This is a genomic window from Pseudomonas sp. WS 5079 (assembly GCF_012985465.1).
GTDB lineage: Bacteria > Pseudomonadota > Gammaproteobacteria > Pseudomonadales > Pseudomonadaceae > Aquipseudomonas.
The window spans coordinates 555,781-571,537 of the sequence record NZ_JAAQWN010000004.1 but is presented as its reverse complement, the minus strand read 5'-3'; the positions used below and the strand labels follow the sequence as shown (position 1 = coordinate 571,537).

The window sequence follows — 15,757 nt, the reverse complement described above, 5'->3', positions numbered from 1 at the left end:
CGGCCTTGGCGCGCACGATGGCGGCGGAGTCATTGGCGGTGACGGCGCGGGCCTCGATGGCGGCGGCGGCACCGGCACCGTCGAGGCGGTCCATGTTGGCTTCGGTGGCGTGGCCGGCGTTGGCGCCTTTAGCGGCTACTTCGCCTTCTTCTTCTTTGTCGAATTCGTCCCAGCTCAGCATGACGTGTCGTCTCCTGCGTGAGGGCCAATGGTGCCCGTGTGAAACCGGATGGTTGGGTGTTCACACGGCCCAGGGGCCGCGGTGGATCTTTAAGGAATCGTTTGTTGCAACAGCTAGCGCAGGCATTAAACGGAATAGGGCTACGGGTGCTCTGCATGAGGTCTGAGGGGCGGAGCGACTGTGTCTTACTCCTGCGGGGCCTCAGGTCTGGCTCGTTACCCCATGTAAAGGGATATTACAGGCCCGATTTACCCGCGCATTATAGGGAAAAATTTGCCTTTGTGTTGCGGCGGATGGTCTCGGTGGGCCGCCAAATTGACGGTGTTTGCGGCCAGAGTGCGGGTTTGCAAGGGTTTGCCAGCTGCGGATTTTTTTGACGGGCGGTAGGCGCTGCTTTTAATGCGCCAGCCGCAGGTAGATTTGGCATCGCAGTTCTTGCGCCCCTTGGCGCAAGAACTGGCCGCAGGGCCTTACTGTGCCGCCGCCTGAATGCTCGCAAACATCTGTTTCCCGGCCTTGGCCGGATCCGCGTTTTTATCGCTCATAAAGTGGCTGACCACATCAAACACCGCCCCTTGCACTGCCTGGGAAGTCGACATGTTGAACGCCATGCTCGGGGCCAGGGTGCCGGCGTTTTCGGCTTCGGCAAAATCCTTGGCGGAGGCCTGGGCGCAACTGTCGAACTGACTCATGTCCAGGCCCGTGATCACCGGGATGGAGCCTTTGTTCTGATTGAATACCGTTTGAAATTGTGGCTCCAGGGCGATCTTGGCGAGGTCGTCGCGCGCGGCATTGTTGCCCGGTGTGTCATTTTTGCTGGAGAGCTTGAACATCGCCAGGGAGTCGATGGTGTAGCTATAGATGCCTTGGGAGCCCGGGAAGGGCGCGCATTCATAATCGAGACCGGCCTTCTTGCCGGCGGCGCTCCATTCGCTCTTGGCCCAGTCGCCCATGATCTGCATGCCGGCCTGGCCCTTGATGACCTTGGCGGTCTCCATGTTCCAGTCCTGGCCCGTGCCGTCGGGGTCCATGTAGGTCTTGAGTTTGCGCAGTGCTACAAACACTTCGGTCATTTTCGGGCCGGTGAAGGTGGCTTCGTCGTGATCGATAAAGGCTTTCTTGAAGCCATCCGCGCCGAGGATGCTCAGCACCAGACCTTCAAATACCGTGGTGTCCTGCCAGGGTTGGCCGCCGTGGGCGAGCGCAATAAAACCGGCGGCCTTGAGTTTGTCACCGGCGGCATACAGTTCTTCGAGGGTTTTCGGCGTCTGGGACACGCCGGCCTGCTTGAGTACCGTGGGGTTGGTCCAGAGCCAGTTGATACGGTGGATATTCAGCGGCACGGCGACATAGTGGCCATCATATTTCATCAGTTGGGCAATGCTCTGGGGCAACAGCTTGTCCCAGTGATTGGCCTTGGCCACGTCGTCGATACTGGTCAGCAAGCCCAGATTGCCCCATTCCTGGATATCCGGGCCCTTGATCTGAGCGGCGGAGGGTGGGTTGCCGGACACGGCGCGAGTCTTGAGCACCGTCATGGCCGCTGCGCCCCCGCCACCGGCTACGGCGCTGTTTTGCCAGGTATAGCCGTCTTTTTCGATCAGTTGCTTGAGCACGTCCGCAGACTTGGCTTCCCCGCCTGAGGTCCAGTAATGCACGACTTCCACGCTGCCCTTGCTCTGGGCCCCATGGGCGCTGACTGTGCAAAGGCTGGCGAGGGAGATGGCAACGGCAAGGCGATTGACGATTTTCATAGGGAGTGGCCCTTTTTTGTTTTTGTGGTGAGAGGAGGGTACTTATTCCAGCCCCAGCCCTTTGCGGCCGAGGGCGTTCAGTTGCGAGGTCATGAAGCGGTCGCTCCAGTGCTTTTCGTAGTCTTCGCGGGGGAAGTCATCCGGCGAGGCGCCTTGTTCGAAGGCCCGTAAAACATCCCTGGCATAACGCAGATTTTTCGGACACATGGGGGCGGCTGGTACGTACATCACATTGCCCCAGCCCTGCTGGTTTTCGACGGGGGCGACGCTATGGACTACATCGCAGTGCCACCACACCGAATCGCCAGCCTGCACGTCCGGAATCGGTGACATGCCCTGGACCAGCAGCGGGTGCCACTTCTCCAGGATCGGCAGCACCTTGCCTGGCGCAACGCCACACAGCTCATCCTCGGGCACGTCATCGAGCAGCGGGCGCAGCAGCAGGTAGGCCATGGCCTTGGGGATCGGCAAGGTATGCAGCACGCCCTGGTCGGCATTCATGTCGCACAGCGCGGTCCAACCCTGGAAGGTGCGAAAGGCCGAGCATTTGGTACCTGGGTAGGCATATTCATCGACCTCGGTACGATGGGCGGCGTCCCACGGGTCGTAGGATTTGAAGTCATTGCGGTAAATTTTCTCGAACACCTTCAGGTAGGCCGGGTGCAGCCAGCGCTCCAGCGCCCCGGAGTCGGTGTGCGGGCCCAGGCCTTTGGACGTGGTGCCGGGCGGGCGCCGCCGTACGCGGTCCGGATACAGGGCGTTGGTGTCGGGGTCGAACCACTGCTGGCCGTGGGAGTCGATGGTCCACAGGCGGTTCAAGAACGATTGGGCGCAGCCCATGCGCTCATGCTGGCGCAGTTGCATCTGGGCCTCGGACCAGTAGATCGGGAAGATTTCCGGGCGCGAGGCTTCCAGGTTGCCGAAGAAGTTGTCGGCAGGGCCCCGGTAAACCGCGTCGAACTGGTTGTGGTCCAGGTAGTCCAGCAGGCTCTTGTCCCACTCCAGCACCTGCTGCCTGGGAAAGTGGTTGCGGATCACCAGGCAGCCTCGGCGCTTGATCAGCGCGCGTTGTTGTTCTGTGACCTGGCCGTTGGCGAGGGTGGCAAAGTCCAGTTCGGGCCAGGCCGAGCCGGTCAGGGCTTGCTGGGCCTTGATCGCGGCGATTTCCGTGGCGATAAAGGCGCTGACTTCGGCAAACAGCGCGGGCACGTCGCCGATCTGTGCGCGCAGTGCCTTTTTCATGGCGACGATGCTGCGTTTGTAGTCGTCAGGTAGCTCGGCACTTGCGAAGGATGGGGGATTGTTCATGGGGTGGCCTGCATTTTTATTATTCATGCAGGTATGGAATCACTCCGGACGGCCTGGACGGCAGCCTCATTTGGCGCGTTGAGCAATACGATTGTGGCGTTTGATCATGCGCCTACAGAAGAATCGGCTTAGCCGTGCCTGGCTGGAAGTGATGCCCATGCTGACCACGGAAGTCTGAAGGCGTCATGCCCTTTTGCGCCTTGAACTGACGGTTGAACAGGGCCTGGGACGCGTACCCGACCTGTTCGGCGATGGTGCTGACGGCCAGGTTGCCTTGCATCAACAGGGCGCAGGCGTGTCCGATGCGCAGCCGCACGATGTAGTCCAATGCTGTGCAGCGTGTGTGTTTGCGGAACATGCGGTGGAAGGCGGAAACGCTGACGCAGGCCATTTGTGCCAGCTCAGGGATGCTCAGGGGTTGCGCATAGTGGCCGTGCAGGTAGTCCAGGACCCGGCGGATGCGCGCATCTTCAATGATGTGAGGGGTTTGTTGCACAGCGATGCGCTGCGCCGCGACATCCCGTGACAGGGTATTGAGTACCGTCAGCAGGGAAATCAGGCGCTGGGAGGCGTCTTGCTCGACCATCGCCTCGATCACCGGGCGCAGGGCGCGCGAGGTGGCGTCGCTGAAACTCAGTGCATGCCGCGCGGCCGCCAGCAGGGCGCGGGTCGAGGCCATTTCCGGAAACAATTTGACCAGCGAATCGGCCCAGGCTTCAGAAAACCAGATGACCAGGGCGATGTGCGGTTGGGTCGGGTCGATAGTCTCGGCCGACGACCAGCTATGGGGAACATTCGGGCCCACCAGCACCAGGTCGCCATCATCGTAGCGTGCCACATCGTTGCTGATGTAACGGTGCCCACGACTGTTGAGGGTGAGGGTCAGCTCGTACTCAGGGTGGTGATGCCACTCAAACGGGATCGCCTGTGGCAGGCGCCTGTTGAGCAGGGTCCAGGAGGTGTTGGCCTCGGTGGGGATTTTCTCGAAACTGGCTCTCATGAACCCATCCTGCTGTGCAGAGGGAATAGCAACGCCACAATCGTAGCATTCGGTTCAAGCGAGAAGGGGAAGGTGCCGTGAACAAGTCTCTTTGCCGCAAGAACGATTCCTTGCGGCGAACATTGCCAGGTTAGGTTCTAACTAACTAAGTTATTAACCGTTAGAGCAACCGTTACCCATGACTTTGTAATTAAGAATATGACGCTGGCCTTGGTGATCTTCATATTCCATGCGTGCTGGAACAACTTCGCAGACATTCGGAATGGAACTCATGGACACCACCTTGGCAATATCCAGATCAGTGGCGTAGGTGTATTCCTCAACAATAGCGGTGTGCTGGCTGGCTACGTCAGTCGGGATCTCGTCGGCCAGGGCGGCGGTGGCGCACAGGCTGGCAAGGGCCATAACTAATAAAGCTTTCATTTCCAATTTACCTTTTTACAGTCGAAGGGGGTCACGGGGCCCTTGTGAGGCCACGTGTGTAACTTAAGTAGAGAGTTCGGATTAACGTGCCTTCGTGGGGGCTGCAACTTGGTTAATCACAGTGCCTTGTTGGCGAGGTTGATTTTAGGCGCCTGGGTTGCATTCATATACCCGTACTTTTGATAAACACTTTTGGTGGTTTTCGTAACAATCCACGACAGAGGTTTTTTCCGGTAGCGCAAAACGCGCTACAGGCCCCGGACCAGAGCGGTGCACGCACATATCAGGGCAATTTGTAGGGGCTTGTTACTACCATCGTCGAATGGTTCTATAGGCCTGCCCCGGCTACAACAGGGCCATACAACAACAACTATAGTCACCGAGGTAAGAAAGATGAGTGCGGCTTCCCTGTACCCCGTTCGCCCCGAAGTAGCAGCCAACACGCTGACTGACGAGGCGACCTACAAGGCCATGTACCAGCAGTCGGTGGTCAACCCCGACGGCTTCTGGCGCGAGCAAGCCAAGCGTCTTGACTGGATCAAGCCTTTCACCACGGTCAAGCAGACCTCGTTTGACGACCACCATGTCGATATCAAGTGGTTTGCTGACGGCACCCTCAACGTTTCCTACAACTGCCTGGACCGTCACCTCGCCGAGCGCGGCGACCAGGCGGCGATCATCTGGGAGGGCGACGATCCTTCCGAAAGCCGCACCATCACCTACCGCGAGCTGCACGAACAAGTCTGCAAGTTCGCCAACGCCCTGCGCGGCCAGGATGTGCACCGTGGCGACGTGGTGACCATCTATATGCCGATGATCCCTGAAGCTGTGGTCGCCATGCTGGCCTGTACCCGCATCGGCGCGATCCACTCGGTGGTGTTCGGCGGTTTCTCCCCTGAAGCCCTGGCCGGTCGCATCATCGACTGCAAATCCAAGGTGGTGATCACCGCCGACGAAGGCATTCGTGCCGGCAAGAAGGTACCGCTCAAGGCCAACGTCGACGACGCGCTGACCAACCCGGAAACCAGCAGTATCCAGAAAGTCATCGTGTGCAAGCGCACCAATGGCCAGATCAAGTGGAACCAGCATCGCGACATCTGGTACGAAGACCTGATGAAAGTGGCGGGCACGGTCTGCGCGCCAAAAGAGATGGGCGCCGAAGAAGCGCTGTTCATCCTTTACACCTCCGGTTCCACCGGCAAGCCCAAGGGCGTGCAGCACACCACCGGCGGCTACCTGTTGTACGCCGCCCTGACCCACGAGCGCGTGTTCGACTACCGCCCGGGCGAAGTCTACTGGTGCACCGCCGACGTCGGCTGGGTCACTGGCCACACCTACATCGTCTATGGCCCGCTGGCCAATGGCGCGACCACGCTGCTGTTCGAAGGCGTGCCGAACTACCCGGATATCACGCGGGTCGGGAAAATCGTCGACAAGCACAAGGTCAATATCCTCTACACCGCGCCGACCGCGATCCGCGCGATGATGGCTTCCGGCACCGCCGCCTGCGAAGGTATCGATGGCAGCAGCTTGCGCCTGTTGGGTTCGGTGGGTGAGCCGATTAACCCGGAAGCGTGGGACTGGTACTACAAGAACGTCGGCCAATCCCGTTGCCCGATTGTCGACACCTGGTGGCAGACCGAAACTGGCGCGACCCTGATGAGCCCGTTGCCGGGCGCTCACGCGCTCAAGCCGGGGTCGGCGGCACGTCCGTTCTTTGGCGTGGTGCCAGCGTTGGTGGACAACCTGGGCAACATCATCGAGGGCGCTGCCGAAGGCAACCTGGTGATCCTCGATTCGTGGCCGGGCCAGGCGCGTACCCTGTACGGCGACCATGACCGTTTTGTCGACACTTACTTCAAGACCTTCCGTGGCATGTACTTCACCGGCGACGGCGCGCGTCGCGATGAAGACGGCTACTGGTGGATCACCGGTCGCGTGGATGACGTGCTCAACGTTTCCGGGCACCGCATGGGCACCGCCGAGATCGAAAGCGCCATGGTCGCCCACCCCAAAGTCACCGAGGCGGCCGTGGTCGGTGTGCCTCACGACATCAAGGGCCAGGGCATCTATGTGTATGTCACCTTGAAAAACGGCGAGGAGCCGACCGAAGCGCTGCGCCTGGAACTGAAGAACTGGGTGCGCAAGGAGATCGGCCCGATTGCATCGCCGGACGTGATCCAGTGGGCACCTGGCTTGCCTAAGACCCGGTCGGGGAAAATCATGCGCCGTATCCTGCGCAAGATTGCCACGGCCGAGTATGACGGGCTGGGGGATATCTCCACCCTGGCTGATCCAAGTGTGGTGCAGCATCTGATCGATACCCACAAGACCATGAACGTCGCGTAAGCGGGTTTGTGGGACCAAGCCCCATCCGGTGTAGGCCGGATGGGGCTTTTTTGTGGGGCCTCACTATGAAATACCATCAATGTAGGAGCCGGCTTGCCGGCGATAATGGTGGGTCAGTCAGCCCATTTGATACAGGCCCGCCGCTATCGCTGGCAAGCCAGCTCCTACATTGGATGGTGGGGGATGACAGACCGTCCTCAGCACCAGGCCAATAAATATCGGTTTATCTAGTAGGACGTTTCTGAATGTTACCCAGTGGTGCAAATGTGTAACCTTGCGCCCAAACATGAGGCAAAGTGCTACATCCGCGCCCCGAAAACGCCCGTTTTAGACACCCTGAAAAATTAGATCAAACGCTACACTTGCCGGAATAGAAGGGTTTGCGAATAATAGGCCCGCAATTTGCAGCGTTAATAGGTTTAATATCTTTTGCCTCTGCATAAAAATCAGGGGTTGTCAATGGGTTGGAGTCGCTTTCTCGGTGCTTCTGTAAATTGTTGTCGCATTGAGGAAATATCGGCTTCCGGCCTGTCGTTAGAATGCCGATCACTCGCTCGTCGTCGCCGTGTTGAACTGGTGTAGGACGCAGCACCGCTATTCGGTTTTACTCAGTCGCATCGTGGGCCATGGCTCATACTGCTGTTTTTGTCCTATACCGATGGAGTCCCAAGATGAAGAAACTCGTGCTGTTGGGCGCCCTGGCGCTGTCCGTGCTGTCCATGCAGGCCTTCGCTGAAGAGAAGCCGCTGAAAATTGGTATCGAAGCAGCCTACCCTCCGTTTGCCTCGAAGGCGCCGGACGGCAGCATCGTCGGTTTTGACTACGACATCGGCAACGCCCTGTGCGAAGAGATGAAGGTCAAGTGCACCTGGGTCGAGCAAGAGTTCGACGGCCTGATCCCGGCGCTCAAGGTGCGCAAGATCGACGCAATCCTGTCGTCCATGTCCATCACAGACGACCGCAAGAAGTCCGTGGACTTCACCAACCGCTACTACCTGACCCCGGCACGCCTGGTGATGAAGGACAGCGTTGCCGTCAGCGACAGCCTGGTTGAGCTCAAGGACAAGAAGATCGGCGTACAGCGCGGTTCGATCCACGACCGTTTCGCCAAGGAAGTCCTGGCGCCTAAAGGTGCGACCATCGTTCCCTACAGCACCCAGAACGAAATCTACCTGGACGTGGCTGCCGGTCGCCTTGATGGCACCGTGGCTGACGCGACCCTGCTTGAAGACGGTTTCCTGAAGACCGACGCGGGCAAAGGCTACGCGTTCGTAGGCCCTGCGTTCACCGACGCCAAATACTTCGGCGACGGCATCGGTATCGCAGTACGTAAAGGCGACAAGGCCAACCTGGACCGCATCAACGCAGCCATCGCCGCGATCCGCGCCAATGGCAAGTACAAAGAAATCGAGAAAAAGTATTTCAACTTCGATATTTACGGCGCTGACGCCAAGTAAACCTTCGCAGTTGTCTGTCCAGAATGGCGCAAGCACCAGGGTCTCTGAAGTTTGCGCCATTTTTTCATCCGCCTTTTCGAGGACCTGAATCATGTTGAAAGGCTACGGGGCCGTTATCCTCGATGGCGCATGGTTGACGCTTCAGCTCGCCTTGTCGTCCATGGCCTTGGCCATTGTTCTGGGTCTGATTGGGGTCGCATTGCGCCTGTCGCCGGTACGCTGGCTGGCTTGGCTGGGTGACCTGTACTCCACGGTGATCCGCGGGATCCCCGACCTGGTGCTGATCCTGCTGATTTTCTACGGCGGCCAGGACCTGCTCAACCGCGTCGCGCCGCTACTGGGCTACGACGACTATATTGACTTGAACCCCTTGGCCGCCGGTATCGGCACCCTGGGTTTCATCTTTGGCGCCTACCTGTCGGAAACTTTCCGCGGTGCGTTCATGGCCATCCCCAAGGGCCAGGCCGAAGCGGGCATGGCCTATGGCATGAGCCCGTTCCAGGTGTTTTTCCGGGTGATGGTGCCGCAGATGATCCGGCTGGCAATCCCCGGCTTTACCAACAACTGGCTGGTACTGACCAAGGCCACTGCACTGATTTCGGTGGTGGGCCTGCAAGACATGATGTTCAAGGCCAAGCAGGCGGCAGATGCCACCCGCGAACCTTTTACCTTCTTCCTCGCGGTGGCGGCGATGTACCTGGTGATCACCAGCGTCTCGTTGCTGGCCCTGCGTTATCTTGAGAAGCGCTACTCGGTAGGCGTAAAGGCGGCTGATCTATGATCTTCGACTACAACGTCATCTGGGAGGCCATGCCGCTGTACCTTGGCGGCTTGCTGACCACCCTGAAACTGCTGTTGATCTCGCTGTTCTTCGGCCTGCTTGCCGCCGTGCCCCTGGGCCTGATGCGAGTGTCCAAACAACCGCTGGTCAATGGCGCAGCCTGGCTCTACACCTATGTGATCCGCGGTACGCCGATGCTGGTGCAGCTGTTTTTGATCTACTACGGCCTGGCCCAGTTCGAAGCGGTGCGCGAGAGTTTCCTCTGGCCATGGCTGTCCAGCGCGACCTTCTGTGCGTGCCTGGCCTTTGCCATCAACACCAGCGCCTACACCGCCGAGATCATCGCCGGTAGTCTCAAGGCCACGCCCCATGGCGAGATCGAAGCGGCCAAGGCCATGGGCATGTCGCGCTACAAGCTCTACCGCCGCATCCTGCTGCCCTCGGCCCTGCGCCGGGCGCTGCCGCAGTACAGCAACGAAGTGATCATGATGTTGCAGACCACCAGCCTGGCCTCCATCGTCACCCTGATCGACATCACCGGTGCCGCGCGCACGGTGAACGCCCAGTACTACCTGCCGTTCGAAGCCTACATCACCGCTGGCCTGTTCTATCTGTGCCTGACGTTCATCCTGGTGCGCCTGTTCAAGCTGGCCGAGCGCCGCTGGTTGAGCTACCTGGCTCCCCGGAAGCACTGATATGGAACGCATCGAGCACGTACTGCCCTGGGGGCACCTGGGTTGCGAGCGCCAGTTGACGGTGTTCCGTTTCGGCCATGGCGAGCGCAAGGCGTATATCCAGGCCAGCCTGCACGCCGATGAGTTGCCGGGGATGCGCGCGGCCTGGGAGCTGAAAAAGCGCCTGGCCGAACTCGAGGCGCAGGGCGCCCTCAACGGTGTAATCGAGCTGGTGCCGGTGGCCAACCCGATGGGCCTGGGTCAACTGCTGCAAGGCAGCCACCAGGGGCGTTTCGAGGTCGGCACCGGGAAGAACTTCAACCGTGATTTCGTCGAGTTGAGCGAGCCGGTTGCTGCCTTGCTGGAAGGCAGGCTGGGGGATGATCCCCACGCCAACGTGCGCATGATCCGCCAGGCAATGAGCGATGCGCTCAATGCACTGCCCGAGCCGAGCAGCCAGTTGCAAGGTATGCAGCGGGTTTTGCTGAGCCATGCCTGTACTGCCGATGTGGTCCTCGACCTGCACTGCGACGCTGAAGCCGCGCTGCACATGTACGCGCTGCCCCAGCACTGGCCGCAGTGGCGTTCGTTGTCGGCGCATTTGAATGTGAAGGTCGGCCTGTTGGCGGAAGATTCCGGCGGCAGCTCGTTCGATGAGGCCTGCTCGTTGCCGTGGCTGCGTTTGTCACGGGCGTTCCCCGAGGCGCAGATCCCCCTGGCATGCCTGGCGACGACCCTGGAGCTGGGCGGTCAGGCCGATACCGGTCGGGATGAGGCGATCTTCCACGCCGAAGGTATCCTCGCGTTCCTCGCCGAGCAGGGCCTGATCAAGGGAGAGTGGCCGGCGCCGCAACATGAACCGTGTGAAGGCGTGCCCTTCGAAGGCACTGAATTGCTGTTTGCACCCCACGCCGGGGTGATCAGTTACTTGCGTAAAGCCGGTGACTGGGTGGAAGCCGGCGAGCCGATTTTTGAAGTGATTGATCCTTTGGCCGACCGCGTCAGCATTGTTTGCGCGGGCACGTCAGGGGTGTTGTTTGCCGTTGAACGGCTGCGTTATGCCCAAGCGGGTTTCTGGCTGGCCAAGGTGGCGGGGCGCGAAGCGCTGCGTCACGGGCGCTTGCTCAACGACTGACCAACTGTTTTTGTGAGAACCGACCGCATGTACAAACTTGAAGTCCAAGACCTGCATAAACGCTATGGCAGTCATGAAGTGCTCAAAGGCGTGTCCCTGGCCGCCGCGGCCGGTGATGTGATCAGCATCATCGGTTCCAGTGGCTCGGGCAAAAGCACCTTTTTGCGCTGCATCAACCTGCTGGAGCAGCCTCACGCCGGCAAGATCCTGCTCAATAACGAAGAGCTGAAGCTGGTGGCCAACAAGGACGGCGCGATGAAAGCCGCCGACCCCAAGCAGTTGCAGCGTATGCGTTCGCGTCTGTCGATGGTGTTCCAGCATTTCAACCTGTGGTCGCACATGACCGCGCTGGAAAACGTCATGGAAGCCCCGGTGCATGTGCTGGGCATGTCGAAAAAAGACGCCCGTGAAAAGGCCGAGCACTACCTGGCCAAAGTCGGCGTGGCTCATCGCAAGGATGCCTTCCCCGGCCATATGTCCGGTGGCGAGCAGCAGCGCGTGGCGATTGCCCGGGCGCTGGCGATGGAGCCTGAGGTGATGCTGTTTGACGAGCCGACCTCGGCCCTTGACCCGGAGTTGGTCGGCGAAGTGTTGAAGGTCATGCAGGACCTGGCCCTGGAAGGCCGGACGATGGTGGTAGTGACCCACGAAATGGGCTTTGCCCGTGAAGTGTCCAACCAGTTGGTGTTCCTGCACAAAGGCATTGTCGAAGAGCGCGGCAACCCGCGTGAAGTGCTGGTCAACCCGCAGTCCGAGCGGTTGCAGCAGTTCTTGTCCGGTAGCTTGAAGTAAACAAGGCTGCGTTTATGCACTGAAATAGTGCATGCTTCGCAGCCTTGAGGTTGGCCTCGATTCCTTGTAGGAGCCGGCTTGCCGGCGATAGCGGTAAGCCAGTCCCACCGCTATCGCCGGCAAGCCAGCTCCCACATTAGATCTCTGTTTGTTTTGAGATTTGTGTTGGTTTACGGGCTAGCATTGGCCCTTGTCTTCATTACCGTTTTCGTTTCGGATAGCCCTCCATGACAGCCCATCGCATTGGTTTCCTGATTTGGCCCAGCACTAAAGCCCTGACGCTTGCGCTGGCTGAGGAGGCCTTGCGTGTGGCCCAGCGGGTGCATCCAGACGTGGTCTACGAGGTGTCATTCCTGCAGGCCGAGCCGCCGGTCGAGGGTGGCTGGAGGCTGCCCGGCGAACCCTGGGCCGGCAAGCTGGAAGGCTTCCAGAAGCTGTTCCTGCTGGCCGACGAGCCGCCCACCGTGATCGCGTCCCAGTTGGGCACCGCGCTCAAGCAACTGGTGCGTGCCGGCTGCGTGATCGGCGGCTTGTCGGCGGGCGTGTATCCGTTGGCGCAACTGGGTTTGCTCGACGGCTATCGCGCCGCCGTGCACTGGCGCTGGCAGGATGACTTTGCCGAGCGTTTCCCCAAGGTCATCGCCACCAGCCATTTGTTCGACTGGGACCGTGATCGCCTGACCGCCTGCGGTGGCATGTCGGTGCTCGACCTGCTGCTGGCGGTGTTGGCCCGTGATCACGGTGCCGAACTGGCCGGTGCGGTCTCCGAAGAATTGGTGGTAGAGCGCATCCGCGAAGGTGGCGAACGCCAGCGCATTCCATTGCAGAACCGCCTGGGGTCCAGCCATCCGAAGCTGACCCAGGCAGTGTTGCTGATGGAAGCCAATATCGAAGAGCCGCTGACCACCGACGAAATCGCCCAGCATGTGTGCGTGTCGCGACGACAACTGGAGCGCATCTTCAAGCAGTACCTCAACCGCGTTCCCAGCCAGTACTACCTGGAGCTGCGCCTGAACAAGGCGCGCCAGATGCTGATGCAAACCAGCAAATCGATCATCCAGATCGGCCTGTCCTGCGGCTTCTCCTCGGGGCCGCACTTTTCCAGCGCCTACCGCAACTTCTTCGGCGCCACCCCCCGTGAAGATCGCAACCAGCGGCGCAGCAGCAGCCCGTTCGAGTTGTCGTCGGTGCCATCCGAGCGCGGCTGAGCAGGGCCTTGCCCTGCGGATGCAGCTGAGCAAAATTCCCACGGCACTGCCGCAACCGCCTGTCTTCTGTTTAAACTGCGCCATTGCGAAGCTATTTGTCGCATTGGCGTAAACCCGCGTAAAACGGGGGTTGGCGCTATAAGAAGTTGTCGCTTGGCGGCAAGGCCGCGCTGAAAACTGTCCTTACAATCCCTGCATCGCCCGCCAGTTCCAGGCAGGCGTTCCTCTTCAGGAGACTCCGATGTCCGTTGAGCAAGCCCCGGTGCAACGTGCCGATTTCGACCAGGTCATGGTGCCCAACTATGCCCCTGCCGCCTTTATCCCTGTGCGTGGCGAAGGTTCCCGCGTGTGGGACCAGTCGGGTCGCGAGCTGATCGATTTTGCCGGCGGCATCGCAGTGAACGTGCTGGGCCATGCCCACCCGGCGCTGGTCGGTGCACTGACCGCCCAGGCCAACAAGCTGTGGCACGTCTCCAACGTCTTCACCAACGAGCCGGCCCTGCGCCTGGCCCATAAGCTGATCGACGCCACCTTTGCCGAGCGTGTGTTCTTCTGCAACTCGGGCGCCGAAGCCAACGAGGCCGCCTTCAAGCTGGCCCGTCGCGTGGCGTTCGACCGTTTCGGCAGCGAGAAATACGAGATCATCGCCGCCCTGAACAGCTTCCACGGCCGCACTCTGTTTACGGTCAACGTCGGTGGCCAGTCGAAGTACTCCGATGGTTTCGGTCCTAAAATCACCGGCATCACCCACGTTCCTTATAACGACCTGGACGCGCTGAAAGCCGCGGTGTCGGACAAGACCTGCGCCGTGGTGCTGGAACCGATCCAGGGCGAAGGCGGCGTGTTGCCGGCTGAGCTTGCGTACCTGCAAGGTGCCCGCGACCTGTGTGACGCCAACAACGCGCTGCTGGTGTTCGACGAAGTGCAGACTGGCATGGGCCGCAGCGGCCATCTGTTTGCCTACCAGCACTACGGCGTGGTACCCGACATCCTCACCAGCGCCAAGAGCCTGGGCGGCGGCTTCCCGATTGCCGCGATGCTGACGCGCGAAGACCTGGCCAAGCACCTGGTGGTCGGCACCCACGGCACCACCTACGGCGGCAACCCGCTGGCATGCGCGGTGGCCGAAGCGGTGATCGACGTGATCAACACCCCCCAGGTGCTGGCCGGCGTCAATGCCAAGCACGAGCTGTTCAAGGCCCGCCTGGAGCAGATCGGCCAGCAATACGGGATCTTCACTCAAGTACGTGGCATGGGCCTGCTGCTCGGTTGCGTATTGAGCGACGCGTTCAAGGGCAAGGCCAAGGACGTGTTCAACGCGGCCGAGAAAGAAAACCTGATGATCCTGCAGGCCGGCCCGGACGTGGTGCGTTTTGCGCCAAGCCTGGTGGTGGAAGAGGCGGACATCAATGAAGGCCTGGACCGCTTTGAACGTGCTGTAAAAACGCTGACGCAAGCCTGATAGATACACATTTATCTAACGAACCGGATCAAATGTGGGAGCGGGCTTGCCCGCGATAGCGATCTGTCAGTCGACGTTGTTGTGACTGGCCCACCGCAATCGCGGGCAAGCCCGCTCCCACATTGGAACCTGGGTGATTCCAGGTTCAGTGTCCGGCATTTTTTTATGAAGTTTTCGAGTTAAGGAGTGACACCATGCTGGTGATGCGCCCCGCGCAAATGGCTGATCTGGGCGAGGTACAGCGTCTGGCTGCGGACAGCCCGATTGGTGTCACCTCCCTGCCGGATGACGTTGAACGCCTGAGCGACAAAATCGCCGCCAGCGAAGCGTCCTTCGCCGCCGAAGTGAGTTTCAACGGTGAAGAAAGCTATTTCTTTGTCCTCGAAGACACTGTCGCCGGCAAGCTGGTGGGCTGTTCGGCCATCGTTGCCTCGGCCGGTTATTCCGAGCCGTTCTACAGCTTTCGCAACGAGACCTTCGTCCACGCGTCCCGCGAACTGAAGATCCACAACAAAATTCACGTCCTGTCCCAGTGCCACGACCTGACCGGCAACAGCTTGCTGACCAGCTTCTACGTGGTGCCGGAACTGGTGGGTTCGGCCTGGTCGGAACTCAACTCCCGTGGCCGCCTGCTGTTTGTCGCAAGCCACCCCGAGCGTTTTGCCGACTCGGTGGTGACCGAGATTGTCGGCTACAGCGACGAGAACGGTGATTCGCCGTTCTGGGACGCCATCGGCCGCAACTTCTTCGACCTCAACTACGCCGCCGCCGAGCGCCTGTGCGGGTTGAAGAGCCGCACCTTCCTCGCCGAGCTGATGCCCCACTACCCGATCTACGTGCCGCTGTTGCCCGACGAAGCCCAGGAAGCCATGGGCCAGGTGCACCCGCGTGCGCAGATCACCTTCGACATCCTGATGCGCGAAGGTTTTGAAACCGATCATTACATCGACATCTTCGACGGTGGCCCGACCCTGCATGCGCGGGTCTCGGGCATCCGTTCGATCGCCCAGAGCCGCGTGGTGCCGGTGAAGATCGGCGAGATGGTCAAGGGCGTCGGCCGCCAGTACCTGGTGAGCAACGCGCAGTTGCAGGATTACCGCGCAGTGATGCTGGAACTGGACTACGCGCCAGGCAAGCCGGTGACCCTGGACCTGGAAGCGGCCGAAGCCCTGGGCGTCGGCGAAGGCGCCAGCGTGCGCCTGGTAGCGGTTTAAAAAGCAGAGTTTCGCGGGT

At 60.2% G+C, this 15,757-nt stretch carries 13 protein-coding genes and 1 pseudogene; 9 read left to right on the top strand and 5 right to left on the bottom strand.

Annotation, left to right across the window (positions count from 1 at the left end; translation table 11 throughout):
- From HBO05_RS14295 to HBO05_RS14275, 5 genes and pseudogenes are all read right to left on the bottom strand, one after another.
- Nucleotides 1-181 (bottom strand): annotated as a pseudogene (locus tag HBO05_RS14295) (ribonucleotide-diphosphate reductase subunit beta); the annotation flags it as partial.
- Between the two features lie 470 nt (nucleotides 182-651).
- Nucleotides 652-1,935: an ABC transporter substrate-binding protein gene (locus HBO05_RS14290; RefSeq protein WP_170056892.1), complete on the bottom strand. Its 1,284-nt coding sequence runs from the start codon at nucleotides 1,933-1,935 to the stop codon at nucleotides 652-654.
- Between the two features lie 42 nt (nucleotides 1,936-1,977).
- The gene (locus HBO05_RS14285) at nucleotides 1,978-3,243 is read right to left on the bottom strand and encodes a DUF1479 domain-containing protein (RefSeq protein ID WP_172312958.1); all 1,266 of its coding nucleotides are present in this window, start codon (nucleotides 3,241-3,243) and stop codon (nucleotides 1,978-1,980) included.
- 112 nt (nucleotides 3,244-3,355) lie between these two features.
- Entirely contained in the window at nucleotides 3,356-4,243 is an 888-nt protein-coding gene (locus HBO05_RS14280; RefSeq protein ID WP_169955152.1) for an AraC family transcriptional regulator, read from the bottom strand.
- Nucleotides 4,244-4,396: 153 nt separating this feature from the next.
- The gene (locus tag HBO05_RS14275; protein ID WP_170043792.1) at nucleotides 4,397-4,666 is read right to left on the bottom strand and encodes a DUF2790 domain-containing protein; all 270 of its coding nucleotides are present in this window, start codon (nucleotides 4,664-4,666) and stop codon (nucleotides 4,397-4,399) included.
- Nucleotides 4,667-5,059: 393 nt separating this feature from the next.
- Between HBO05_RS14275 and acs the strand changes: the two genes are divergently transcribed.
- The 9 genes from acs to aruF all read left to right on the top strand — a co-directional run bounded on the left by acs (nucleotide 5,060) and on the right by aruF (nucleotide 15,738).
- Complete coding sequence (acs, locus tag HBO05_RS14270) at nucleotides 5,060-7,015, top strand: acetate--CoA ligase (RefSeq protein WP_169955154.1); 1,956 nt, start codon at nucleotides 5,060-5,062, stop codon at nucleotides 7,013-7,015.
- Between the two features lie 671 nt (nucleotides 7,016-7,686).
- On the top strand, nucleotides 7,687-8,472 hold the full coding sequence (locus tag HBO05_RS14265) for an ABC transporter substrate-binding protein (RefSeq protein ID WP_172312956.1): 786 nt from the start codon (nucleotides 7,687-7,689) through the stop codon (nucleotides 8,470-8,472).
- Nucleotides 8,473-8,563: 91 nt separating this feature from the next.
- Nucleotides 8,564-9,253, top strand: a complete 690-nt coding sequence (locus HBO05_RS14260; protein WP_029294434.1) for an ABC transporter permease — start codon at nucleotides 8,564-8,566, stop codon at nucleotides 9,251-9,253.
- A complete protein-coding gene (locus HBO05_RS14255) occupies nucleotides 9,250-9,948 on the top strand; it encodes an ABC transporter permease (protein ID WP_029294436.1) in 699 nt (232 codons plus the stop codon). Before HBO05_RS14260 ends, HBO05_RS14255 begins: the two co-directional genes overlap by 4 nt.
- Nucleotide 9,949: 1 nt before the next feature.
- Complete coding sequence (locus HBO05_RS14250) at nucleotides 9,950-11,062, top strand: succinylglutamate desuccinylase/aspartoacylase family protein (RefSeq protein WP_172312954.1); 1,113 nt, start codon at nucleotides 9,950-9,952, stop codon at nucleotides 11,060-11,062.
- 27 nt (nucleotides 11,063-11,089) lie between these two features.
- Entirely contained in the window at nucleotides 11,090-11,854 is a 765-nt protein-coding gene (locus HBO05_RS14245) for an ATP-binding cassette domain-containing protein (protein ID WP_029294441.1), read from the top strand.
- 227 nt (nucleotides 11,855-12,081) lie between these two features.
- Nucleotides 12,082-13,062, top strand: coding sequence for a transcriptional regulator ArgR (argR, locus tag HBO05_RS14240; protein ID WP_172312952.1), 981 nt, complete (start codon nucleotides 12,082-12,084; stop codon nucleotides 13,060-13,062).
- A gap of 241 nt (nucleotides 13,063-13,303) precedes the next feature.
- On the top strand, nucleotides 13,304-14,524 hold the full coding sequence (locus HBO05_RS14235; RefSeq protein ID WP_169955157.1) for an aspartate aminotransferase family protein: 1,221 nt from the start codon (nucleotides 13,304-13,306) through the stop codon (nucleotides 14,522-14,524).
- Between the two features lie 194 nt (nucleotides 14,525-14,718).
- Complete coding sequence (gene aruF / locus HBO05_RS14230) at nucleotides 14,719-15,738, top strand: arginine/ornithine succinyltransferase subunit alpha (protein ID WP_032861580.1); 1,020 nt, start codon at nucleotides 14,719-14,721, stop codon at nucleotides 15,736-15,738.
- Nucleotides 15,739-15,757 lie beyond the last annotated feature (19 nt).

Bases quoted from the DNA above. Each gene is read 5' to 3' on its own strand.
- HBO05_RS14290 (WP_170056892.1), bottom strand. From the start codon at position 1,935: ATGAAAATCGTCAATCGCCTTGCCGTTGCCATCTCCCTCGCCAGCCTT.
- HBO05_RS14285 (WP_172312958.1), bottom strand. From the start codon at position 3,243: ATGAACAATCCCCCATCCTTCGCAAGTGCCGAGCTACCTGACGACTAC.
- HBO05_RS14280 (WP_169955152.1), bottom strand. From the start codon at position 4,243: ATGAGAGCCAGTTTCGAGAAAATCCCCACCGAGGCCAACACCTCCTGG.
- HBO05_RS14275 (WP_170043792.1), bottom strand. From the start codon at position 4,666: ATGAAAGCTTTATTAGTTATGGCCCTTGCCAGCCTGTGCGCCACCGCC.
- acs (WP_169955154.1), top strand. From the start codon at position 5,060: ATGAGTGCGGCTTCCCTGTACCCCGTTCGCCCCGAAGTAGCAGCCAAC.
- HBO05_RS14265 (WP_172312956.1), top strand. From the start codon at position 7,687: ATGAAGAAACTCGTGCTGTTGGGCGCCCTGGCGCTGTCCGTGCTGTCC.
- HBO05_RS14260 (WP_029294434.1), top strand. From the start codon at position 8,564: ATGTTGAAAGGCTACGGGGCCGTTATCCTCGATGGCGCATGGTTGACG.
- HBO05_RS14255 (WP_029294436.1), top strand. From the start codon at position 9,250: ATGATCTTCGACTACAACGTCATCTGGGAGGCCATGCCGCTGTACCTT.
- HBO05_RS14250 (WP_172312954.1), top strand. From the start codon at position 9,950: ATGGAACGCATCGAGCACGTACTGCCCTGGGGGCACCTGGGTTGCGAG.
- HBO05_RS14245 (WP_029294441.1), top strand. From the start codon at position 11,090: ATGTACAAACTTGAAGTCCAAGACCTGCATAAACGCTATGGCAGTCAT.
- argR (WP_172312952.1), top strand. From the start codon at position 12,082: ATGACAGCCCATCGCATTGGTTTCCTGATTTGGCCCAGCACTAAAGCC.
- HBO05_RS14235 (WP_169955157.1), top strand. From the start codon at position 13,304: ATGTCCGTTGAGCAAGCCCCGGTGCAACGTGCCGATTTCGACCAGGTC.
- aruF (WP_032861580.1), top strand. From the start codon at position 14,719: ATGCTGGTGATGCGCCCCGCGCAAATGGCTGATCTGGGCGAGGTACAG.